Source organism: Kordiimonas aestuarii (assembly GCF_025574465.1).
Lineage (GTDB): Bacteria > Pseudomonadota > Alphaproteobacteria > Sphingomonadales > Kordiimonadaceae > Kordiimonas > Kordiimonas aestuarii.
Genome location: NZ_JAOBPP010000019.1, coordinates 109,043 through 130,940 on the forward strand (window position 1 = coordinate 109,043; position 21,898 = coordinate 130,940).

A 21,898-nucleotide genomic window follows, 5' to 3' on the forward strand; every position below is an offset into this window, starting at 1 on the left:
GGCGCTGTTCAAGCGGCCCAGTCGAGGATGACCTTGCCACTTTGCCCCGAGCGCATGATGTCGAAGCCCTTCTGGAAATCGTCCGCGCCAAAGCTGTGGGTCAGGATCGGGCTCATATCCAGCCCGCTCTCGAGCATCGCAATCATTTTGTACCAGGTTTCAAACATGCGGCGGCCATATATGCCGTGCACCTGCAGGCCTTTGAAAATCACATGGTTCCAGTTGATGCCGGTCCCTTCGGGCAGGATGCCCAGAAGGGCAACCTTGCCGCCGTGGTTGATGGTTTCAAGCATGTTGCCAAAGGCTTGCGGCACGCCGGACATCTCCAGCCCGACATCAAAACCTTCGTGCATGTGAAGGTCGGCCATGGTGTCGCGCAGGCTCTCATTGGTGACATTCACCGCGCGGGTAGCACCCATCTTGCGCGCCAGGTCAAGGCGGAAGTCGTTTACGTCGGTGATCACGATATTGCGCGCCCCCACACGGCGCGCGATGGCAACCGCCATGATGCCGATGGGGCCAGCGCCGGTGATCAGCACATCTTCGCCGACAAGGTCAAAGCTGAGCGCGGTATGGGTTGCGTTGCCAAGCGGGTCGAGGATGGCGCCAAGCTCATCCGATACACCGTCCGGCAGCGGACATATGTTTACAGCCGGGACGGAGATATATTCGGCGAATGCGCCAGGGCGGTTCACACCAATGCCTTCGGTGTTGCGGCACAGGTGGCGTTGCCCGGCGCGGCAGTTGCGGCAGTGACCACAGGTGATGTGACCTTCGGCCGAAACCCGCTGGCCGACAGTCAACCCCTTGACTTCACTGCCTAATTCAACGATCTCACCGGCGAATTCATGGCCAACGTGCATGGGCACGGGGATGGTGTCCTGAGCCCATTTGTCCCAGTTGTAGATATGGATATCAGTGCCGCAGATCGCGGTTTTTTTAACGCGCACGAGCACATCATTGTGGCCCACTTCCGGCATGGGCACATCGTCCATCCAGATACCGGTTTCTGCTTTTGCTTTTACAAGTGCTTTCATGGCTCATTGTCCCTCAAGTGGGTCCTTCAGTTGCGGATTATTTAATCACGCCGAGTTCACGCCCGATGCGGCCAAAGGCCTCGACGGCGCGGTCGATCTGGTCTGGTGTATGGGCGGCAGACATCTGGGTGCGAATGCGGGCCTGACCCTTTGGCACCACAGGGAAGGAGAAGCCGATGACGAAGATGCCTTCTTCAAGCAGCTTTTCCGCCATCTTGCCGGCAAGCGATGCGTCGCCCAGCATTACCGGGATGATCGGGTGCCCCGCGCCGGCCAGCGTAAAGCCTTGTTTTTCCATGCCTTCACGGAAGCGGGCCGCGTTGGCATGTACCCGGTCGCGCAGCTCAGAGCCCTGTTCGAGAAGCTCCAGCACCTTGATGCTGGTGGCTGCAATCACGGGTGCGAGCGTGTTGGAAAAGAGGTAGGGGCGCGAGCGCTGGCGCAGCCAGTCCACCATCTCGGCCGAGGCCGCCGTGTAGCCGCCCGACGCGCCGCCAAGCGCCTTGCCAAGCGTGCCGGTGACGATATGAACCCGGTCCTGAACGCCAAAATGCTCCGGCGTGCCCGCGCCTGTTTCCCCAATGAAACCAACAGCATGGCTGTCATCCACCATGACCATGGCGTCGTATTTTTCGGCCAGGTCACAAATGGCGGGTAGGTTGGCAAGGATACCGTCCATCGAGAAAACACCATCGGTGGCGATGAGGCGGAAACGGGCGTCCTGCGCGTCCTTGAGGCACTGCTCAAGCTCGCTCATATCATTGTTGGCATAGCGGAAACGCTTGGCTTTACAAAGCCTTACGCCATCAATGATGCTGGCATGGTTGAGGGCATCGGAGATGATGGCGTCCTCAGGCCCGAGCAGGGTTTCAAAAAGCCCGGCATTGGCATCAAAACAGCTGGGGTAAAGGATGACATCCTCGGTTTTGAGGAAGGTGGCCAGCTTGGCCTCAAGTTCCTTATGCACATCCTGCGTGCCGCAGATGAAGCGCACGGAAGACATGCCATAGCCGTGTTTGTCCAGCGCGTCCTTCGCCGTTTCGACCAGAATATGGTCGTTGGAAAGGCCCAAGTAATTGTTTGCGCAGAAGTTTATATAGTCCACGTCACCCGCACCCGCCACATGCACGGCAGCGGATTGTGGTGTGGTGATCACCCGTTCGCTTTTATAAAGGCCCGCTTCCTTCACATCAGAAAGCTGTTGCTGAAGGTATTTTTTATAGCGTTCGCTCATTCGGGTGTCCTTTCTCTCTACTTCGGCTGGCTACTCTGGTCTTCTGATTGCAGGACCATAGCAAATTCTGGCCCGATTTCCAGCCTGAAATTCAATATAGCATACTAGTAGTTCAATATATTGTTTTTGCGTGGCTTTATCCGCGATAGTGCGCTTTTAGGGGGTGATGACCATCATCAGCGCCCGCGCGGGCATATCGCTTTTATTCTCGATCACATGCGGCACGTCGGCCTCATAACGCGCGGTGTCGCCGGTTTCCACCTGCTTTTTCGGCCCGCCGTTTTTCACCCACAACGTGCCGTCAAGCACCGTCAGATGTTCGACCGTGCCGCTGCCGTGCCCGTCAGAGGTCAACTTGCCACCAGCCTCAAGCCGCATATCATACCATTCCGTGTGGGAGACAAGGTCAATGGGCCCTAAAATCCTGAGCGTACATTTACCGTCGGCACTTTGGATCTCAGGCGTTTGATAGGACTTCACAATTTCGAGCGCAGGCGCGCTCTCGCCGGCGCCCTCGGGCTCACCCAAGAGACTCGAAATATCGATGCCCAGGCTTTGTGTCAGGCTCCAGATCGTGGCGAGGGTCGGGTTTGTGAGTCCACGTTCGATCTGTGACAGCATGGATTTTGACACGCCGGACGCCTTGGCCAACCCGTCAAGCGTCAGCTTGCGTTCTGACCGCAGGGCCTTGATTTTCTGGCCCACATCGGGCGGTGAATTGCGTGCCATCGGGCATCCCTTCAAAAACTCAATGTTCACTATATTGAATTTTTGAGGCGCGTAAAGGACTGAAAACCTGTGCGAACGCTGTGCGAAATGTGGGCGGGTTTTGCGCGAAACCTGTGCGGGTTGTGTGCGAGATCTGTGCGGCAGGGCGCGGCGCTATCATCGGGGCCGCAGGCCGTGTCGCCACAGCCCTGCCAGACCCGTAATCATAGCTTAATCTGCGCCGGTTTGCCAGCCTGCCGAGAGGGCGGCCTTCGCTTCGGTTTCCCCCACCTTGATGAGGTTGGCAATGTCTGCCGCGTTGAAGTCCGTCACGTCGATGGGCAGGCGCTCGCTTGGGCGGACCTCGACAAATTCAACAATATGTTTGCCCTGGGCCAGCATAGGGTTGCCGCCGTGCCTGCAGGCGCGGTTGACCTTTTTCACTTCATCAAGGTCATTGTTCATGATCTCGGCGGTGAGGGTGCCGATGGTGCGCTTGAGAAGCTTCAGGATATTCCGGAAGTTCTTTTTGGCATAGTCGGGGGTCATCTGTTCCGGCTTCATGGCGATAATGGCCATTTGTTTGGCCCCCATCTTGATGGCGGGTTTAAGCGGAGCGATATTGCGCACGCCGCCGTCAGCCATTGGCATATTGTTAATCCACATCAGCGGCATCGAGACGGGCTCACGCGTGGAGGCGATAACATAGTCGAGGATGTCGTCTCCGAAGGTGCCAACGTCCGCATCAAAATAATCGCCCGTCGCCATGTTGGTCACACCACACGCATAATGGGCCGGGCTTGCGCGCAGGTTGTCGGCATTGATGTTGGCGCGTGCCAGTTTGGCCGCGCCGTCCATCGTGGTCAGGCCATCGAAATTGCCGAACAGGATGTCGGCCAGAAGGTCAACGGTGCCGCGTTTTTTGCCGATGGAGGCGAAGCTGGTGATATTGTCGCGCCAGAAGGCTTCCAGTTCCTCCCCGATCTGGGGCCAGTTGGGGGCTTTGCCCGCCTTGGCCGCGCGGCCGGCGCGGTCCGCCAGAAACCCACCATTCATGGAACCGACGGAAACGCCGTAAATGGCGTTGGGTTCAAACATCGAGCCGTCCGGGAATGTGTGGTTGAGCAGCGCCTTCACGGCACCCGCCTGATAGGCCCCCTTTACATTGCCGCCGGATAGAACAAGTGCGCGGTCAAACTGTGGCATGATTATCTCCCCCTCATGAGATTGTTGGCGCCCGTATGATAGCGTCATACGCGTATTTTGGGCAGTATAAGTTTTAATGATGGCTGGTGCGGGACGTTTGCCCTTTTCAGGGAATGGAATTGCATCATAAAAATCATGTGCTTATAGTCATGGCCGGACCGTAGTTCACGGTGGGGGATCGGAGCTTTATTTTATGTTGCCTTTGGCAATGACGCAGGGATATCGGGGTGCTTTGCGCACACTTGCAATTTTGGTCGCGGGCTTTTTGCCTGTGCTCTGCAGCGGGGCATCGGCCCAGCAGCCTGAACAAATGTCGCCGCAGGTGCCAGTGCCCTATATTCAGGTCATTGCCGAGAATTGGTATCCCTACAGTTATGAAGAAAATGGCGTTGTCATGGGTCGGGCGACCGAGACGGTCCGCAAGGTGATGGAACGGGCGGGCTATACCTATGATATCGCGCTTTATCCGTGGCCACGGACCCTTCGCATGGCACAGGATCGGGAAAACCTGTTGATCTCAGCCATGATCAAGACGCCGGAGCGGGAGCGGCAGTTTCAGTTTGTCGGTCAGGTCATGGAAGGGGATAAACTTTATTTCTTTGGCATCAAGGGGCGGGCCGATATCAAGCTGGAGCAGGCGGACGACGCAAAGGTCTACCGTGTCGCCACCAGCCAGGACAGCGCGATGATGGATTTTCTGCGTCTGCACGGCTTTACCGATGTGCAGCCGCTTTTTGATATCAGCCTTGGCTTCAAGCAGTTGCGCTATGGCCGGATCGACCTGTTGCTGACCTCCGCCGTGAATGTGGCGGCCCACGTCAGGACGGGCGACATTGAGGCGGGGTCCGTTGTGCCTTACGTCTGGGCATTTGACGCCGAACCACATATGGCCTTCAGCCCGCAGACCAGCCCGGTGGTGGTGAAACAGACGCGTGAAGCCTATGAAAGCCTTGTGAAAGAGGGTGAAATTCCTGTATTTGGGTCTAAACCCTTTTGCGGCATGGATGTGCTGACGTCCGGTCTGGAAGCAGGGTGCAGTGCAGAAATTGACGGGGGCACAGGTGGCGACCGGTAAAGTGAAATGGTTCAACAAAGACAAGGGATACGGCTTTATCGCCCCCGATGAAGGCGGCGATGATGTGTTTGTACACGTCACGGCGGTGGCGGCGGCGGGCCTTGACGTGCTTCATGAAGATGAAGCTATCTCCTTTGAAACAGAAGAAGGCCCACGGGGGCGCACGGTCGCCAGTAATCTGGCCCGGCTTTAGGCGTCCGCTGTTTCTTTCGCCGGTTCATCCTGCCCGAGCGTAACCCCAAAGACGCGGCCTGCCGTGCCGATAGACCAGCCCTGCACCAGCAGGGAGGCAACAACCATGATGAACACAAGGTTGAAAAAATGCGGGGTCAGCGGCCCGTCGCTGATCACCGGGATGATCGACAGGAAAATGGGCACCGCGCCGCGCAAGCCAACCCAGCCGATGTAAAGCTTCTCCCGCGCGGTAAAGCCGAGTGGGGCAAGGCACAGGAACACGGCGGCGGGACGGGCGAAGAAAATCAGCACAATGGCCAGCAATATCCCGGGTAGCAGCATGACGTGCAATTCGCTCGGTGTCACCAGAAGCCCCAGCATCACAAACATGGCGATCTGCGCCAGCCAGGCAAAACCTTCATGGAAATGCGCGGTGCGGTCCTTGCTGGCCTGCGCCCGCGCGCCGATGCCGCCCGCGTTGGCGACCGTGACCCCAAAAAGATACGCCGCCAGAAACCCCGAACCACCCGCCAGCGCGGTGGCCGAATAGGTGAACAGGCCGCACATCAGGAAGAAGGGGGAATTGAGGCCGGTGGGCAGGGTGATCTTGCGGTTGGTCCATGTGGCGAGATAACCCACGGCGACCCCGGCCGCGCTGCCGATGCCCATTTGCTGAACGAAGTTTGGCATCGCTTTGAACAGGGTGCCTACCTCAAGTGCCGCGCCGCTGTCGACAATGGCAACAAAGGTAAGGGTCAGGAAAATGGCGATCGGGTCATTGAGGCCGGATTCGATAAACAATGTTTCCTTCAGCCGTGGCCTCAGGCGCACCCCGCTGTGGGTGAGCAGCATAAAGGTGGCGGCGGCATCGGTGGAGCCGACAACCGCACCCAGTAGCAGGCCTTCAGCCAAGGGGGCATCAAGAATGAGGTGATAGGCCACCCCCACAATAAGGGCGGTAAACACAACGCCCAGGGTGGCAAGTATGCCTGCGGGCGTGCCCGCCACTTTCATGTCGCGCAATCTGGTGTCAAAGCCGCCGGAAAGCAGGATGATGGCAAGGCACAGGGAGCCGATAGAGTAGGCAAAGCTGAAATCGCTGAAGTCAATTCGTCCGGGGCCGTCTTCGCCCAGCACCATGCCCAAGCCAAGGAACAACAGCAGGATCGGTGCCTGCACCTTGGACGACAGGGGCACCAGAAGGATGCTGAGAACGGCAATGCCGGTCAGGGCAAATAACAGGACTTCCATGTGCGGGTCGGGCCTCCGGTAAGTGTTGTTGCTTTATAGCATGGGGATGCGGGCGGTTTTGTGAAGCCCGCCCGCCGCCTTTTTATGGTACAAGGGCAGCCAGGTCACCGCTCATCAACCCGCGTATATTGCGGGTAATACGCTCCGTTGGCCAGTACCACCAGGCGATGTCAAGAAGTCTGGCAACTGTCGCTTCGTCAAACCGCATTTTGATAGGCTGCGCCGGGTTGCCGCCGACAACGGCGTAGGGCGGTACGTCTTCCGTGACCACGCTGCCGGAGGCGATGATAGCGCCGTGGCCGATTTTTACTCCCGGCATGATCAGGGTGCGAAACCCGAACCAGACATCGTGCCCCACGATGGTATCCCCGCGCGACGGCAAGCCCGACAGCAGGTCCATATGGTTGCTCCAGTCGCCGCCAAAGATGGGGAAGGGGAAGGTGGTTGGACCGTCCATGCGGTGGTTGGCCCCGTTCATGATGAACGTGGTGCCGGTCGCCAGTGCACAGAAGCGGCCGATCTCAAGCCGGTCACCCACATGGTCATAATGATAGAGGATATTGTTGGTTTGAAACCCGGTCGCCTGCGCCGGGTCGTCATAATAGCTATAATCACCGATACTGACGTTCGGTCCGGTCACAACGGATTTAAGGAAAACAACACGGTCGGTGTGGGCGAGCGGGAAACGTGTATCAGGGTCGGGCGCGCCGGATGGTTGATTCTTCTGCATAACAAAGCCTTTGGGTCGAACAGGGAAAACGCGAAACCCATTCGCCGATCATGTCGGGGTCCGGGGGATCAGGGGGCTTCGTTCATTGCCGGTTACTCCTCGTGGCGGCATCAGTGCCCTAAATAAAACAGATGCTAATATCTTGCAAGGTTGTGCCTTTGATTCCTCTTGCGCCAGCGTTATATTTCGTATACGAAGTAATTAGTTTGTATGCGAAATAAATCAGCAGGACAGCCATGTCGATAGAGCCAAGGGTCTTTCAGCTGTTGCACCTCAGTTACAAGGCGGTCTTTCGGGCGGCTGACAAGGTGTTGATGACGCGCTACGGCATCTCTGCGGCGCAGAATGCGATGCTGCTTTACCTGCTCAGGCATGAGGGGGCGACAATGGGGCAGGTCGCGGTTGCGCTGGGCCTGAAGAATGCAGCTGTCTCCGGCCTTGTCGACCGCATGGAGAGAAACGACCTTGTGGAGCGCCGCCCCAGCGCGAGTGACGGCCGCGCCTATGAGCTTTATCTGCGCCCCTATGGCCGCGACACGGTTGAAAAATCCAAAAGTGTGATCCGTATGAGCAACGAACGGTTGCTGGAGGGTTTCACCGAGGAGGAGCGGGCGCTGATGTCCCGCTTTTTTGAAACGATTATCGAGCGCGCGGACCAATTTTCCACGTTCAATTTTGACGACACAGATGACGACTTTCGGGAAGAGGACAAAACAGATGACTGAGCAAATCCAACTGGAAACGCGGGATCGCGTTTTGCACATCACCTTCAACAGGCCGGACAAGAAAAACGCCCTGACCCACGCCATGTACGCCAGGATTGTTGAGGCAATGCGCGCAGCGGAGGATGACGAGGGCGTGCGTGCCATCCTGTTCACCGGGGCCGGTGACGCGTTCACAAGCGGTAATGACCTAGCCGATTTTCGTGACACGCCGCCGCTGGGCGACGATGCACCGGTGACCCAGTTCCTGCAGTGTCTGATCAGCGCCAGAAAGCCGCTGGTTATGGCAGTAAACGGGATCGCGGTGGGGGTGGGACTGACCATGCTGTTGCACGCCGATATTGTTTACGCGGCAGAGGCTGCTGTGCTGCAGGCCCCGTTTGTGGACCTCGCGCTGGTGCCGGAAGCCGGGTCTTCGCTGTTGCTGCCACAGCGTGTGGGCCATGCGCGTGCGGCGGAGATTTTCATGCTGGGCAAAAAGGTTGGCGCTGCCGAGGCCTATGATATGGGCATGGTGTCCCGCGTGCTGAAGGCGGATGAATTGATGCCCGCGGCTGTCAAGGCGGCGGCGGCACTGGCAAAAAAGGCGCCACGTTCGTTGATGCTGACCAAACAACTGATGCGCGGTGATACAGCGGTGGTGGCAGCGCGCATGGCACAGGAAGGCAAACTGTTCGGCGAGCAGCTCACCTCACCTGAGGTGCTGGAAGCCATCATGGCCTTCATGCAAAAACGTGAACCGAACTTCGGTTAAGCCCCTTAAGACAAGCCACAAAGGCCGGGCCCGCTGGCCCGGCCTTGTTTATTTCGGGTACTGGAAGACTTCATCCACGCCCTTGCCAAACACGCGGGCGATTTTAAACGCCACCTCAAGCGAGGGGGAATAGCGACCGGCTTCAATGGCAAGGATGGTTTGGCGGGTGACGCCCACGCGTTTTGCCAGTTCCTGCTGGGTCATCTCATCCGCCATGAACCTGAGCGAGCGAATGCGGTTTGTGATGCGGGTCGCCACCATGCTCAGTATCCGCGGCGGTAGAGGAATACCTCGGTGACGTGGCGCACCGCCCAGGCGATATTGACCACATAAATCGCGCCCACCCACAAGAGGCCGGTATCGATGGCGTCGATAGTGGCGATCTTGCTGAACAGCAACGAGCCGGTAAGGCCAAAGATCAGCGGGGTCAGCACCATCAGGCTGAAATAGGCCGCTTTGTGGCGGATCGCGCGGTCACGCTCATCCATGACAATCTCCTCCTCGCCCCGCAGGTCCTTGCGCCATGGGTAGCGGATCATCTCGCAGGCGAACTCGGCGGCACCGGCCATCAGGATGACCTTGATCGCAAGCGCCAGCAGACCCGGGGTGGTGGTGAGGATGCCGTCCTCTATCGTGATCATGCCAAACAGCCGGTTGCTGATGTAATAGACAATCACCGCACCGGTGAAAGCCATGACCCATGCCACTTTTTCATATTTGCTCATTGCGTTAGCCTCGCTCTTGTCATTGTTGATCCCGTCAAGACCTAATGTAAGAACTGTTTTACCAAATGTAAGGTATTTTCGACATTATATCGAAAATTTCCGACATGGTGCATGTGCGATCCGCCCGTAAGCAGGATTGCGGTTGGCGTTTTTGTGCGGGTGGAGGTAGGCTCTCGCCGAATAACAGCGAGAGGCCATACGCATGAGATCAGAGGCGTGAGCAGCGATATTACAGACGTAACCAAGAGAGGCTGGCGCACGCCGGAGATGTGCCTTGTATTGATGGCGGCGGCGGCCCCTTTCAGCTTTTCGGTCTGGATGGCGCTGCTCAATAATTTCGCCCACGATCAGGCGGGTTTTGGCGGTACCGAGATCGGCATTTTACAGAGCTTGCGCGAGGTGCCCGGCTTCCTCGCCTTCACCGCGGTTTTTGTGCTGTTAATCCTGCGCGAGCAGATATTTGCCGTGCTGTCGCTGGGCGCCCTTGGTCTGGGCGTGGCGCTGACCGGCTATTTCCCCAGCGAATATGGCCTCTATTTCACCACAGTGCTGATGTCGGTGGGCTTCCACTATTTTGAAACCATACAGATGTCGCTGTCGTTGCAGTGGTTGCCCAAGGACATTGCCCCCAAGGCGTTGGGCTGGCAGATGTCGGCCAAGTCGGTTGCCTCCATCGCGGCGTTTGGTTTTGTCTGGCTGGGTCTTGAACTTCTGGGCCTTGGCTTTACCTGGATATATTTAATCGGCGGCGGGGTGACCATCGCGCTCGCACTTTATATATGGACGGTCTTTCCGCGTATCGACGGCCATGAGGTGCAGCATAAAAAGATCATCCTGCGCAAACGCTATTGGCTGTATTATGCGCTCACCTTCATGGGCGGTGCCAGGCGGCAGATTTTTGTCGTGTTCGCGGGCTTTCTGCTGGTGTCGAGGTTTGGCTATTCGGCGTCTGAGGTGGCGGCGCTATATCTTATCAACCATGTGATCACGTCTTTTATTGCGCCGCTGCTGGGTGGTCTTATCACCCGCTTTGGCGAACGCAACGCGCTGGTGTTTGAATATATCGGCCTGATCGCCGTCTTTACCGGTTATGCCTTTGTGGAAGCGCCGGTGGTGGCTGCGGTGCTTTATGTGGTCGACCATCTGTTTTTCTCTTTCGCGATTGCGCAGAAAAGTTACATCCAGAAAATCGCCGACGCGCGGGATATCGCGGCCACGTCAAGCGTCAGCTTTTCCATCAACCATATCGCGGCGGTGGTGATCCCCTTTGTGTTTGGCGCCTTCCTGTGGCCGGTCTCACCTGCCTATGTGTTCATTGCCGGGGCCATCATGGCCGGGGTGTCGCTTGTGTTGTCGCTCAATGTGCCGCGCACGCCGATGCCGGGCAATGAGGTGGTGGTGGGGCACCGCTCAAGCCCGGTGCCCGCGGAATAGGCCACGCCTATTACCTTATAGGCCATTGCACCGGGATATTTCTGTGGCAAACTGCCTGCGGGAGAATAGGTTATGCGCGAAATTTACATAAAACTGGTTTTCATGCTGACGGGGCTTGTGCACCTCTTGCCCTTCTCGGGTCTGTTCAGGGCGGCGAGGATCGAGGAACTGTATGGCATCAGCTTCGGAGGCGACGCCGACCTGTCGCTCCTGATGCAGCACCGGGCGCTTTTTTTCGGCATCGTCGGGCTGCTGAGCATCATTGCCATCTGGCGCGTGTGGCTCAGGCCTGTGGCACGGCTTGTCGCGCTGGCAAGCATGCTGGGTTTTGTCGTGCTTTATCTCATGGCCGGGAGCGAAAATGCCTTACTGGCCAAGGTCTTCTGGGCCGATGTGGTGTTGTCCATCCTCATACTGGGTACATTTCGCAGCACCCGCGAAGACGCATGATGATTTGCGCTTTTTGCCTCGCCTGTTATATGAAGAATTCATGATAGTTGGAATTTCCGGTGGTCTTACGCCACGCTCAAGGGAATCCGCAGGTTTTGGGGGATTGGTTCTATATGGCTGAAGCAGTAGTTTCGTCGCGTACCGACGATCAGCTTGATTTTATCATGCAGCATGGCTGGGAACAGGCCGAGGTGACACCGCTTATCCCGGATGCCTCCTTCCGCAGTTACAAACGCCTCGCGATGCATGGCGACAACTGCATGCTGATGGACGCACCGCCCGCCCATGAAAACCTTGACGCCTATCTCGATATCACCGCTCACCTGTGTGGCCTTGGCCTGCGCGTCCCCAAGGTGTACGCCGAAGACCGCCCGCGCGGCTTTGCACTGATTGAAGACCTTGGCGACGATACCTTCACCCGCATGCTGGCGGCAGGCGTGGACGCGGCGACATTATACCTGATCGCGACCGATATTCTTGTGCACCTGCACGGTGCCGAGGGCGCGACGGATATTGACCTGCCAGCCTATGACCTGCCGAACCTCTCGCGGGAGGCCGCGCTGTTTGTGGACTGGTATGTGCCCGCCGTACGCGGCGCGGCGGTAAGCCCTGACGAGCGTGACACCTTCATGGGGGCGTTTGAGGAAGCGCTCTCGCATGTGGCCAATGACAGGCGCGCGCTGGTGCTCAGGGACTATCATGTCGATAATCTGATGATTGTAGGCGGCCAGCATGACATGGCCAATTGTGCACTTCTGGATTATCAGGACGCGCTCATTGGTTCCCCGGCGTATGATCTGATTTCATTGATTGAAGATGCCCGCTGTGATGTGCCGCAGGCGGTGCGCGATGCGGTGCTTGCGCGCTATTTCAAGGCCCGGCCAGAGGTGGACCGCGAGGCCTTCATCGCGGACATGAAACTTCTGGGTGCGCAGCGCAGCGCCAAGATTGCGGGCATTTTTGTGCGTCTCAGCCGCCGCGACCACAAACATGTGTACCTGAAGCACATCCCGCGGGTGGCGGCTTATATCGATGGCTGCCTGCAGGCGCCACAACTTGCGCGCGTGCGGGCAAGTGTGCACGCCATGCTGCCGGGCTTTCCGGATGTGACGTTTTAGGCGCTAACGTCCCAGTATCTTGCTGAACAGAGCATCGTAACGGTCAATCATGCCCTCAAGCGTGAATTCCCGTTTCGCCTTTTCCTGATTGGCGGCCCCGATGCGTTTGGCGGTCTCCGGCCGGTCAAGCAGAGCGGAAAGGCTGTTGGCAAGTGCGCCCGCGCTGATGCCCTTCACATAGGGTGTGTTCTGGCGACTGACCATTTGCGCGACATCCCCGACATCGGTGGACACCACGGGCAGGCCACAGGACATGGCTTCGATCACCGACAGCGGCATTTGTTCGGTATCGGATGACAGGGCAAAAATCTCGACGGCGGGCAGCAGGTTTTCGGGTTTTTCCAGAGTGCCGGTGAAAATGACCTTGTCAAAAAGTCCGATACGCTCGGCCAGCATTTTGAGCGGGCGCATGCCCACACCGTCCCCCACGATAACCAGCCGTGCGTTTTTGTGCAGTTCGGCGATCTGGGCAAAGGCTTCGATCAGACGCCCGACATTTTTTTCCGGCCTCAGCGCGGCCACCGTGCCGATGACACGGTGTTCTCTCATCAGCCCCAGCTTGGCCATGAGGTCCTTGTCAGGTGGGCAGATGAAGCGCTCAACATCGATGCCGTTCGGGATATAATGCAGCCGGTCCTGTCGTATCCGCCAGCTCCCGCGGGCGATTGTTTCAAGCGTGCGTGACGGAACCACAACAGCGTCCGCGCGGCAGTAAGCGATGCCGCGGGTAATACGGCGGTGCAGTTTTTCCCCCGCCTGTTCGTCCGGGCCGAAGCCGTCCTGAATGTGGATAATCGGGCAGCGCTTGCCTACAAGGCTCGAGAGGTCCCATTCCACGCTGCCCCAGTTATAGGTGATCAGAATATCGGGCTTGTATGCATCCAGCAGCGACGCACACTCGCGCATGGCGGCAAAACCACTTTTCCTGGGAAAACTGGGCAGGTCATCCTTTGGCACGGTGATGTCCCGCACGAGACCAAGTGCGTCATAACAACCATTCATGGCGTAGACCGAATGGGTATACAGGCCCTGGCGCCGGTTGATCAGGCTTACCAGTCTGCGTTGGGCCCCGCCGACCTCAAAGCTTGGGAAAACATGCAGAATTAACGGTCGTGATGGCAAAGCGTGCTCCCCATAAGGTGAGGTTTCCTCACTCTTACCTTGAGGGGGAGACGCTAATCAAGCAGGAAACCGGTACCCGTGCCGGTTGTCCCGCGGTTACCTTGCAGGTTTTTGTCCGTCCACGCCTAATGGCTCATGAAAATGGGCAGGGTGCTTTTCGACACGATATGGCGGGTGGCACCACCCAGAACCATCTCACGCCAGCGCGAGTGCGAATAGGCCCCGAGCACAATACAGTCGGCGCCGATCTGGCCCGCTGTGCCTAGCAACTGGTTACCGATGCTGTCGCCCTTTTCCTTGTCGTTGCGGGTGGTGGCCTTGATGCCGTATTCCTCGAGGTAATCTTCAACGTCTTCAAAGTCGGGACGTACGGGGTCGATATCTCCGATCTGCACAATGGTTACCTTTTCGGCGACGAGAAGAAGCGGGATCGCCCCGCCAACGGCGCGCGCGCCTTCCGCCCGGCCATTCCATGCGATCATGACGTGCCGCCCCACGGCGCCCGAATAGGCCGCCGGTACCATCAGCACCGAGCGACCGGAGCGGAAGATCAGGTCGTGAAAGATATCGTCGCTGTCCGGCATTTCAGCGTCCGGCTTTACACAAACCGTGAGGTCAGACGTGCGCGCTGCGCGGCCCGCATGGTCGTTAACTTGCCCGATAACCTCGCGCCAGCGCGCGCGGGCCCCCTCCGCCTTCTGGCCTTCGCTCAACAGCTTAAGGCCCATCTTGCCCACGGTCTCACGGAAGGCGCTTTCCGCCTTGGCGGCATTGGCTTTGCCTTCCTTTTCCGCAGTGTCGCAAAGCTGCTGTATCATGTCCGCAGTCAGGCCCTCGCCCATGAAGGGGATCGCCATGCGCGGGTCGAGGCGGATGAACATGCCGGTCAGCGAACCCTGGTGGCGCGTTGCAAGCTCCGCTGCGATACGGGTGATATTGCCCGCGTCGATGGAATTGGTGAGGGGGAGCAGAATGGATTTCATCAAATTTGCCTCCGTCTGGTTTCGGCCCTATTGATAGGCGGTATGAAATGTATAGTAACGGGTGGCCACCTTTGGTCCTTGATCAGGGTCAAAAACGGTTCATCATGCGTTCACTGCTGCGGCACTATGAGTATACCCTATGACACGACGTATTTGTATTTTGCTTTTGTTATCCTTGGTCTCGCTGCAACCTGCCGCGAGCCCTGCCTTATTCTCGCCGCCAGTTCACGCCATGGATGAACAGGATGACGTGCTGGAAGCCATCAAGCGCGGCGACGTGATGCCATACTCAAAAATAAAACGCATCGTGGAATCGAAACTGGATGGCGTCGTTGTAGGCCAGCAGCTTAGGCGGACCAACCGCGGCTGGCAGTATGATCTGCGCGTGCGGCGAAAAGATGGCCGGGTTTTGATGGCGACCGTGAATGCCCAAACGGGTGAGATTGTCAGGACCAGATAAGGCTGTGACCTGAAGCCCCATGGATACCCAGGGGCTGCCAAGGTTACGGCCGCGTGATGCGAGGAGAAGATAATGCGGGTTCTTATTGTTGAAGATGATGCAGCGCTGGCAGGCCAGATGAAGCAAAGCCTCATTGACACGGGCTATTCGGTAGACCATGCCACCGACGGTGAGGACGGCCACTTTCTCGGCGATACCGAGCCTTATGATGCCGTGATCCTTGATCTTGGCCTGCCGGTGATGGATGGCGCCAGCATCCTCAAGCGCTGGCGCACCGACGGCAAGGAAATGCCGGTCCTGATTCTGACCGCGCGCGATGGCTGGACCGACAAGGTGGAAGGTCTGGATGCTGGTGCGGACGATTATCTTACCAAGCCTTTTGTGATGGAAGAGCTGCTGGCGCGCCTGAGGGCGCTTATCCGGCGTTCGGTCGGGCAATCAAGCCCGCAGTTTTCATGCGGTCCGGTGATGCTGGATACCCGCAACGGCCGGGTCAGTGTGCATGGCCGCGCCATCAAACTGACAGCGCAGGAATTCAAGCTTCTGTCCTACCTGATGCATCATGAGGGCAAGGTGGTGTCGCGCACCGAACTGACAGAGCATATTTACGATCAGGATTTTGACCGCGACAGCAACACCATCGAGGTGTTTGTGAACCGGATTCGGAAAAAGCTGGATGTGCCGATTATCGCCACGGTGCGGGGGCTCGGCTACCGGCTTGAATGGCAAGAGGACAAGGCGTGATCGAGGCCACTGGCCGTTTCTTCCGCTCGCTGACAGGGCGGCTTTTACTCTCTGCGATCCTGTGGTCTGCCGCCGCGCTGGCCGTGGGGGGCATGTTGTTGTCTTTCGCCTTCCGCACCTATGTGCTGACCGACATTGACCGCAAGCTTGAGATGATGATCGACACCATGGTCGGCATCAGCGAGATTTCACCCGAGGGCGTGCTGCGGTTTAACCAGCCGCTTCTCGACCAGCGCTTCGCTGCGCCATACTCTGGCTGGTACTGGCAAATTTCCGAACTGGACAGCCAGCCCTTCCGTTCCCGCAGCTTGTGGGACTTTGAACTCGCACCCGACCTTGATCATCGTGCCTTTTCATTGAAGCTGTCAGAGGTGCCCGGGCCGGACGGGCAGGACCTGCGTGTGGCGGAACGGGATATTATCCTGCCGGAAGCCGACCGCATTTTTCGCTATCAGGTGGCAACCGATACAGGCGAAGTGCGCGACGCGATCGCCCGTTTTAACTGGTTGTTGATGGGGGCGCTTGCTTTCATCATGTTTACCGTGTCGCTCGCGCTTGTCATTCAGGTGGCCTATGGTTTGCGGCCGCTTCGTAACCTGCGGCGTAGCCTGACTGCGGTCAGGAGCGGCCATAAGGAACGGATCGATGGCGACTGGCCCGAGGATTTGCGTCCGCTCGCCCAGGAAATAAACGCCCTGATCGACCAGAACGAAAAGCTGGTGGACCGGGCACGCACGCATGTGGGCAACCTGGCGCATGCGCTCAAGACCCCGCTGAGCGTGATCATGAACGAGGTTGAGAATGACACCTCGAAAAAAGGTCAGGCGATTGCCCTGCAGGCCAAGAATATCCGCGAGCATGTTGACCATCACCTCAAGCGCGCCCGTATCGCGGGGGGCGGCTCCGGCCCCGGCCTGCCAATCAGGGAACGCATGGAAAAGGTGGCACGGGCCATTGCCCGGCTCAACCGTGACAAGGACCTTGAGGTCACGGTCAGTTGCCCGGAGGACCTGAAGTTTGACGGCGAAAAAGAAGATTTTGACGAGATCCTTGGCAATATCGTCGACAACGCAGGCAAGTGGGCGTCATCGGTGGTGACGATGACCGCTCAGCGCACAGAGGAAAACCTGCGCCGCCCCTATATGGATATTCGGGTTGAGGATGACGGCCCCGGCGTGCCAGCGGAGGAACGGGAAACCCTCTTTGAGCGCGGCAAGCGCCTTGACGAACATGTGCCGGGCACAGGGCTTGGCCTAGCCATTGTGCGTGATATTGTTGAACTTTATGGCGGCACGGCCTATCTGGATGAAGCCAAGCTTGGCGGCCTGGCCGTCGTCATGCGCCTGCCCGCCAAATAGCCGCTATTTTTCCCGCATTTCAAGGGCCGCCATGGCCAGCATCACCCAGCCCGCCATCAGGCACAGCCCGCCAATGGGCGTAAGCCAGTGAAATGGTCCAAGGCTGCCTGGCCCCATCAACGCCCGCATATAGAGCGTGCCAGAGAACAGCACGGTACCGATGAAAAAGGCGAACGCTGCGCGACCGGGCATTTCACCCTCTGTACGGAAGGCGACAAAGGCGGTGCCCAGCATTGCGAGGGCGTGAAAAAACTGATAGGTGGCGGCCTGGGAAAAAAGCCCGGCACCGCCAGCGGCAAGATAGGGTGCAAGGAAGTGGGACCCAAGCGCCGATGCGCCCGTTGCAATCAGGCCGTGGATCGCTGCAAGCAGCACAATAAACCGCATCTCCATGAAAATGCCCCTTTCTGTTAATATTTTAGAGAGAAATATACCGTATCGGTAGCAGAGCATACCGGGTGCGGCCAGGATATCAAGCGGCCATGAAGTGGCATGGTTGCGGAATAGGATTGCGCACTTTCCTGTTGCTGCAGAACAGTTTCCTGACTTCATCGTTCGATGAAAGCAGGGCTTGGCAACGCAGGATTTTGTGCTACTGTTATTACAGTAATAATTGTATTTGGCACGGTGTGCGGGTATTTTGAGACGTTGATCAAAAAATGCCTTGAGAGAGCTGAACTGATATCGCGCGATTGGGGTCGAGTTGATAACAGCATAGCCAGCGGCAATGATACCGGTGGCAATTAAATGTTGTTAGGAACATGCGGTAAATGAGCAGTGGTTGGGGAGCGTGTATTTAATCGGCGCGACAGCGTCGTGCTCCCGGTTGCCAGCTGGCATCTGGGTCATGAGTAAAGGAGACCGCAGTGCTTCAGGAGATTATCAATACCGCCAACATGGGTTTTGTTGTTGTCGGCCCGCAGTTTGACATTCGCCTCTGGAACCGATGGATGGTGCAGGTGACAGGGGTGGAAAGCGAGGTGGCGTGCTGCCGGACCTTGCTGGATGTTTTGCCTTCCATCCGCCATTCTGCTCTCCTTGAAAAGATCGAAGCCGCGCTGAACGACGGTGTTTCCGTACGGTTGCCGCCGTCCGAGCGAGGCAAGCTGTCAGAGCTTGGGTCGATGAATATCCTTATTCAACCGCTCAAAACCCGTCGGTATATGCATTCGCTGAAACCCGTGAACGAGGACCGCGCAGACCCGTTGTGCCTGATACAGTTCAGCGTGCCGGGCGAACGCTCGCTGGCACCGTCACAGCAGCCGGCCCACAACACCGCGGAACAGACATCTGCGACGGAGGGGGCTCGGCTTGAGTTCCTCGCCACCATTGGCCACCAGATCAGGACGCCGGTGAATGGCGTGCTGGGGGTTGCTGAACTGCTGGGTGGCACGAAGCTGAACCATGAGCAGCGTAAATATGTCGACCTGCTGGTGCGCTCAGGCCAGTCGCTCCTCGATTTTGTCAACGAGATGACAGAGCTTTCGCTGCTGGAAGCCGGGCATGTCAGCCTTGATAAGGAATCGTTCAACCTGCCGCGACTGATGCAGGATGTGATGGATTTGTTCGCCTCATCCGGGTCGTTCAAGGGGGTGAAGGCGGTGGTCGACCTGTCGCCCAACCTGCCTACTTTTGTGCGCACCGATATGCAGAAACTGCGTCAGGTTCTTGTGAACCTGCTATCAAACGCCTTCAAATTTACGGACCGGGGCACCGTGTCGCTGACAGTCAAATATGAAGGCAATGAAGAAAGCGGTGATATCGAGATTGACGTGACGGACACGGGCGTCGGCATCCCGGCCGGGCGCTTGACCGGTTTGTTTGAAAAACTGCGCGTCGATAATACGGGCGTGACCCGGCTTTTCAATAAAACCGGCCTTGGTCTTTTCATTTGTCAGGAACTTGTGGACCTGTTTGACGGCAGTATCCGGGTGGAAAGTGCCGTTGGCAAGGGAACAACTTTCACGGTTTCACTCCCGGTCGAAGTTGCCGATGAACGTACGGGGCTTGCCGCGGAAAAAACCGCGCCGGACCGTCGTCTTGAAGACGCCGGGCCATGGCGGGTGCTGGTGGCCGAAGACAATCCGGTAAACCAGACTCTGATCGAAAAATTGCTTGAAGCCCACGGCCATGAGGCGGTGATTGTGCCTAACGGACAGGAAGCCGTGCGGGCCATGCAGGTGAGCGGCAAGTTTGATATTATCCTTATGGATATTTCCATGCCGGTGATGGACGGGCTCGAAGCCACGGCGCTGATCCGCTCGCTGGTGGGTGGTCGGGGCATGACGCCCATCATCGCCCTGACGGCACACGCGCTGGAGGGGGACCGAGAAATTTTCCTGGAAGCAGGCATGGACGGTTACCACAGTAAACCCGTGGACGCGCGCAAGCTGTTTGAGACCATGGCGCGCACCATTCAGGCCCGCGACAAGGCCAGCAAGGGTGAGGCTTTCAAGGTGCCAGGACGATCGGAACCCCAAGAGAATGTGCAAGTGAATTGGCCACGCTCCCCAGAATCAGGTCTGCAACGCGGGACCGACCCCGGCGACCAATAAAAACATGGGAGGCATGATCGGCCTTCACCCGGTCACGGATCACCTTGACCGGGTGGCCCCAGTGAAATTCGGACGTCAAGGTGACACCCTTGTCTTTATGGCGTTCAAGCAATGGCTGGAGAATCTCGTCGTGCGCAGTCCGTTCCTCCTCCTGTTTTTCAAGCGGACGCACGGCGATTTGCTCAACGCTCATGGGTTGATAACCCGACCAGGGAATGACGGTGACCAGACATACCTTCGCCCCGGTTTTTGCTGCAAGTGACACAGCATGATCCGCGGCGCGGTTTCCCCATTCGCTGCCATCGACAGCAACGAGATACAGCTCTTTTCTCTTTGTCATGAAAAACTCCTTCGGTTGGCCATTACAGGGCCTTTATACCGAAGGGGAAGTGGACAGTCTTTGATTTGCATCAAACGCGGCGGTGGGGTTAAGTAACCTCAAGCCTGAGCGACGCCTTGATCATGTCGGCGCATTTTTCTGCGATCATAATGGTGGGCGCGTTGGTGTTGCCGCCAATCAGGCGCGGCATCACGGAGGCGTCCACAACCCGCAGACATTCGATGCCGATCACCTTCAGCGCCGGGTCTACAACGCTTGACGCATTGTCGCTTGGGCCCATGGCGCAGGTGCCAACGGGGTGATAAATCGACTCTGCCTTGTCGCGGATGATGGCTTCCGTCGCCGTGTCGTCGTCGATATCCACGCCATACCACGGGTCTTTCTCCCTTTCGGTGAGGTCCAGAAGCGCAGGTTGATGCATCAGGCGGCGCACCATTTTGACACCTTCGCGCATCACACGCATATCCTCAGGCGCAGAGAGATAATTGGGGTCAATTTTTGCCGCGGTCAGTGGGTCGCTGGATGAAAGGCTGATGGTTCCCCGGCTTTGCGGTCTGAGCTGGCAGACATGAATGCCGTAGCCGTGCTCATGCGCGTCTTCAAAGCCGTGCGGCTTGTCGGCCATCGCCAGCATGATATGAAACTGGATGTCTGGCCGTTCAAGCGCCTCGTCGGTCTTGAGAAAAGCCCCGACAGGTGTCACGCAGTCCGACAGCACACCGGGCTTTTTCATCAGCCATTTCACAAGCTCCGGCACGCCGCGGTGCGGCGCCTGATAGCGGTATACCGAAATTGGGTCAATCAGGTGCGCATAAACCGTCAGGTCCAGATGGTCCTGCATGTTTTTGCCCACGCCCTTCAGCTCGTGCATGACCGGTAGGCCAACACGCTGAATATCATCTGGATCGCCGATGCCGGACAGTTGCAGAAGCTGTGGGCTGTTGATGGCGCCGCCGCACAGGATGACCTCCCGTCCGGCGTTCCATGTCTCGAGCTTTCCCCTGCGGCTGAGTTCAATGCCGGTAGCGCGCCGTCCCTTCAGGATAACCCGGCGCACTTGTGCCTCTGTCAGAATAGTCAGGTTGGGGCGTTTCCTGGCGTCACCAAGGTATGCGCGCGACGCACTTTGGCGGCGGCCGTTCCTGATGGTCTGGTCGTACCAGCCCACGCCTTCCTGAGCAGGGCCGTTAAAATCATCGGTGAAGGGCAGGCCCATTTCGTTTGCTGCGTTGAGGAAGGCGATATTGATCGGGTTGGTGGAGGTATGCTGTGTGGTCTTGAGCGGCCCGTCCGTGCTGTGGAATGCGTCTTCTGCCCGGTCGCTGCCTTCCGCTTTTTTGAAGTAGGGCAACACATGGTCAAAGCTCCAGCCGGTGCAGCCCATCTGCGCCCATTCATCATAGTCGCGCGCGTGCCCGCGCACATACAAAAGCCCGTTGATGGACGACGACCCACCCAGTACCTTGCCGCGTGGCCAGAATAGCTTGCGACCGTTCAGGTTTTTCTGCGGTTCCGTCCAATAGTTCCAGTTCAGTTTGTTGGGCGGCACCACCTTGATGATCATACCGGGCGCGTCGACAGCCATCTGGCCGTCTTTTTTGCCCGCCTCGATCAATAGCACGGAAAGCCGGCTGTCTTCGCTCAGTCGCGCAGCCATCGTGCATCCCGCGGAACCGGCACCGACGACGATATAGTCAAAGGTTTTTTCGCTCATTCAC

Annotated in this window: 24 protein-coding genes; 11 read left to right on the forward strand and 13 right to left on the reverse strand. The window is 57.8% G+C overall.

The window, feature by feature from the left end:
* Positions 1–8: 8 nt before the first annotated feature.
* The 4 genes from tdh to OEU85_RS07935 form a co-directional block, all read right to left on the reverse strand.
* On the reverse strand, positions 9–1,037 hold the full coding sequence (gene tdh / locus OEU85_RS07920) for an L-threonine 3-dehydrogenase (RefSeq protein WP_262690935.1): 1,029 nt from the start codon (positions 1,035–1,037) through the stop codon (positions 9–11).
* A gap of 37 nt (positions 1,038–1,074) precedes the next feature.
* Complete coding sequence (locus OEU85_RS07925) at positions 1,075–2,271, reverse strand: glycine C-acetyltransferase (RefSeq protein WP_262690936.1); 1,197 nt, start codon at positions 2,269–2,271, stop codon at positions 1,075–1,077.
* Between the two features lie 156 nt (positions 2,272–2,427).
* Positions 2,428–3,000, reverse strand: coding sequence for a helix-turn-helix domain-containing protein (locus tag OEU85_RS07930; RefSeq protein ID WP_262690937.1), 573 nt, complete (start codon positions 2,998–3,000; stop codon positions 2,428–2,430).
* 210 nt (positions 3,001–3,210) lie between these two features.
* Positions 3,211–4,185, reverse strand: a complete 975-nt coding sequence (locus tag OEU85_RS07935; protein WP_262690938.1) for a patatin-like phospholipase family protein — start codon at positions 4,183–4,185, stop codon at positions 3,211–3,213.
* Between the two features lie 310 nt (positions 4,186–4,495).
* Between OEU85_RS07935 and OEU85_RS07940 the strand changes: the two genes are divergently transcribed.
* The gene (locus OEU85_RS07940; RefSeq protein WP_262690939.1) at positions 4,496–5,260 is read left to right on the forward strand and encodes a substrate-binding periplasmic protein; all 765 of its coding nucleotides are present in this window, start codon (positions 4,496–4,498) and stop codon (positions 5,258–5,260) included.
* A complete protein-coding gene (locus tag OEU85_RS07945) occupies positions 5,247–5,453 on the forward strand; it encodes a cold-shock protein (protein ID WP_262690940.1) in 207 nt (68 codons plus the stop codon). The genes OEU85_RS07940 and OEU85_RS07945 overlap by 14 nt, the downstream gene beginning before the upstream one ends.
* Here the strand turns inward: OEU85_RS07945 and OEU85_RS07950 are convergent.
* Together OEU85_RS07950 and OEU85_RS18575 are read right to left on the reverse strand one after the other, a co-directional pair.
* Complete coding sequence (locus tag OEU85_RS07950; protein ID WP_262690941.1) at positions 5,450–6,685, reverse strand: potassium/proton antiporter; 1,236 nt, start codon at positions 6,683–6,685, stop codon at positions 5,450–5,452. The genes OEU85_RS07945 and OEU85_RS07950 overlap by 4 nt on opposite strands.
* 82 nt (positions 6,686–6,767) lie before the next feature.
* On the reverse strand, positions 6,768–7,415 hold the full coding sequence (locus OEU85_RS18575) for a CatB-related O-acetyltransferase (RefSeq protein WP_317277417.1): 648 nt from the start codon (positions 7,413–7,415) through the stop codon (positions 6,768–6,770).
* 236 nt (positions 7,416–7,651) lie between these two features.
* On the opposite strand from OEU85_RS18575, the gene OEU85_RS07960 reads away from it, so the two are divergent.
* Positions 7,652–8,140 carry a MarR family winged helix-turn-helix transcriptional regulator gene (locus OEU85_RS07960; protein WP_262690942.1) on the forward strand — a complete coding sequence of 163 codons (489 nt, stop codon included), beginning with the start codon at positions 7,652–7,654 and terminating at the stop codon, positions 8,138–8,140.
* Positions 8,133–8,891, forward strand: coding sequence for an enoyl-CoA hydratase (locus OEU85_RS07965; protein ID WP_262690943.1), 759 nt, complete (start codon positions 8,133–8,135; stop codon positions 8,889–8,891). Before OEU85_RS07960 ends, OEU85_RS07965 begins: the two co-directional genes overlap by 8 nt.
* 48 nt (positions 8,892–8,939) lie before the next feature.
* On the opposite strand, the gene OEU85_RS07970 is transcribed toward OEU85_RS07965, so the two are convergent.
* Both OEU85_RS07970 and OEU85_RS07975 read right to left on the reverse strand, forming a co-directional pair.
* Positions 8,940–9,152, reverse strand: coding sequence for a helix-turn-helix transcriptional regulator (locus OEU85_RS07970; RefSeq protein WP_262690944.1), 213 nt, complete (start codon positions 9,150–9,152; stop codon positions 8,940–8,942).
* 2 nt (positions 9,153–9,154) lie between these two features.
* Positions 9,155–9,616 (reverse strand): DUF2178 domain-containing protein, encoded by a 462-nt coding sequence (locus tag OEU85_RS07975; RefSeq protein WP_262690945.1) that lies wholly within the window; start codon positions 9,614–9,616, stop codon positions 9,155–9,157.
* 267 nt (positions 9,617–9,883) lie between these two features.
* Here OEU85_RS07975 and OEU85_RS07980 point away from each other — a divergent pair, with 267 nt between their 5' ends.
* The 3 genes from OEU85_RS07980 (at position 9,884) to OEU85_RS07990 (ending at position 12,618) form a co-directional block, all read left to right on the forward strand.
* Positions 9,884–11,050 carry an MFS transporter gene (locus OEU85_RS07980; RefSeq protein ID WP_394805400.1) on the forward strand — a complete coding sequence of 389 codons (1,167 nt, stop codon included), beginning with the start codon at positions 9,884–9,886 and terminating at the stop codon, positions 11,048–11,050.
* A gap of 72 nt (positions 11,051–11,122) precedes the next feature.
* Positions 11,123–11,500: a hypothetical protein gene (locus tag OEU85_RS07985; protein ID WP_262690947.1), complete on the forward strand. Its 378-nt coding sequence runs from the start codon at positions 11,123–11,125 to the stop codon at positions 11,498–11,500.
* 113 nt (positions 11,501–11,613) lie between these two features.
* Positions 11,614–12,618 carry an aminoglycoside phosphotransferase family protein gene (locus OEU85_RS07990; protein WP_262690948.1) on the forward strand — a complete coding sequence of 335 codons (1,005 nt, stop codon included), beginning with the start codon at positions 11,614–11,616 and terminating at the stop codon, positions 12,616–12,618.
* Between the two features lie 3 nt (positions 12,619–12,621).
* On the opposite strand, the gene OEU85_RS07995 is transcribed toward OEU85_RS07990, so the two are convergent.
* On the reverse strand, positions 12,622–13,740 hold the full coding sequence (locus OEU85_RS07995) for a glycosyltransferase family 4 protein (RefSeq protein ID WP_262690949.1): 1,119 nt from the start codon (positions 13,738–13,740) through the stop codon (positions 12,622–12,624).
* Positions 13,741–13,865: 125 nt separating this feature from the next.
* Entirely contained in the window at positions 13,866–14,723 is an 858-nt protein-coding gene (locus OEU85_RS08000; RefSeq protein WP_262690950.1) for a universal stress protein, read from the reverse strand.
* Positions 14,724–14,955: 232 nt separating this feature from the next.
* Between OEU85_RS08000 and OEU85_RS08005 the strand changes: the two genes are divergently transcribed.
* From OEU85_RS08005 to OEU85_RS08015, 3 genes are all read left to right on the forward strand, one after another.
* Positions 14,956–15,183, forward strand: a complete 228-nt coding sequence (locus tag OEU85_RS08005; protein ID WP_262690951.1) for a PepSY domain-containing protein — start codon at positions 14,956–14,958, stop codon at positions 15,181–15,183.
* 72 nt (positions 15,184–15,255) lie between these two features.
* A complete protein-coding gene (locus OEU85_RS08010; RefSeq protein ID WP_262690952.1) occupies positions 15,256–15,927 on the forward strand; it encodes a response regulator transcription factor in 672 nt (223 codons plus the stop codon).
* Positions 15,924–17,285 carry an ATP-binding protein gene (locus OEU85_RS08015; protein ID WP_262690953.1) on the forward strand — a complete coding sequence of 454 codons (1,362 nt, stop codon included), beginning with the start codon at positions 15,924–15,926 and terminating at the stop codon, positions 17,283–17,285. Before OEU85_RS08010 ends, OEU85_RS08015 begins: the two co-directional genes overlap by 4 nt.
* A gap of 3 nt (positions 17,286–17,288) precedes the next feature.
* On the opposite strand, the gene OEU85_RS08020 is transcribed toward OEU85_RS08015, so the two are convergent.
* On the reverse strand, positions 17,289–17,678 hold the full coding sequence (locus OEU85_RS08020) for a DUF423 domain-containing protein (RefSeq protein WP_262690954.1): 390 nt from the start codon (positions 17,676–17,678) through the stop codon (positions 17,289–17,291).
* A gap of 473 nt (positions 17,679–18,151) precedes the next feature.
* On the opposite strand from OEU85_RS08020, the gene OEU85_RS08025 reads away from it, so the two are divergent.
* On the forward strand, positions 18,152–19,840 hold the full coding sequence (locus OEU85_RS08025) for an ATP-binding protein (protein ID WP_262690955.1): 1,689 nt from the start codon (positions 18,152–18,154) through the stop codon (positions 19,838–19,840).
* On the opposite strand, the gene OEU85_RS08030 is transcribed toward OEU85_RS08025, so the two are convergent.
* Together OEU85_RS08030 and OEU85_RS08035 are read right to left on the reverse strand one after the other, a co-directional pair.
* Complete coding sequence (locus OEU85_RS08030; protein WP_262690956.1) at positions 19,737–20,180, reverse strand: universal stress protein; 444 nt, start codon at positions 20,178–20,180, stop codon at positions 19,737–19,739. The genes OEU85_RS08025 and OEU85_RS08030 overlap by 104 nt on opposite strands.
* Positions 20,181–20,268: 88 nt before the next feature.
* Positions 20,269–21,894: a GMC family oxidoreductase gene (locus OEU85_RS08035; RefSeq protein ID WP_262690957.1), complete on the reverse strand. Its 1,626-nt coding sequence runs from the start codon at positions 21,892–21,894 to the stop codon at positions 20,269–20,271.
* Between the last annotated feature and the right edge of the window lie 4 nt (positions 21,895–21,898).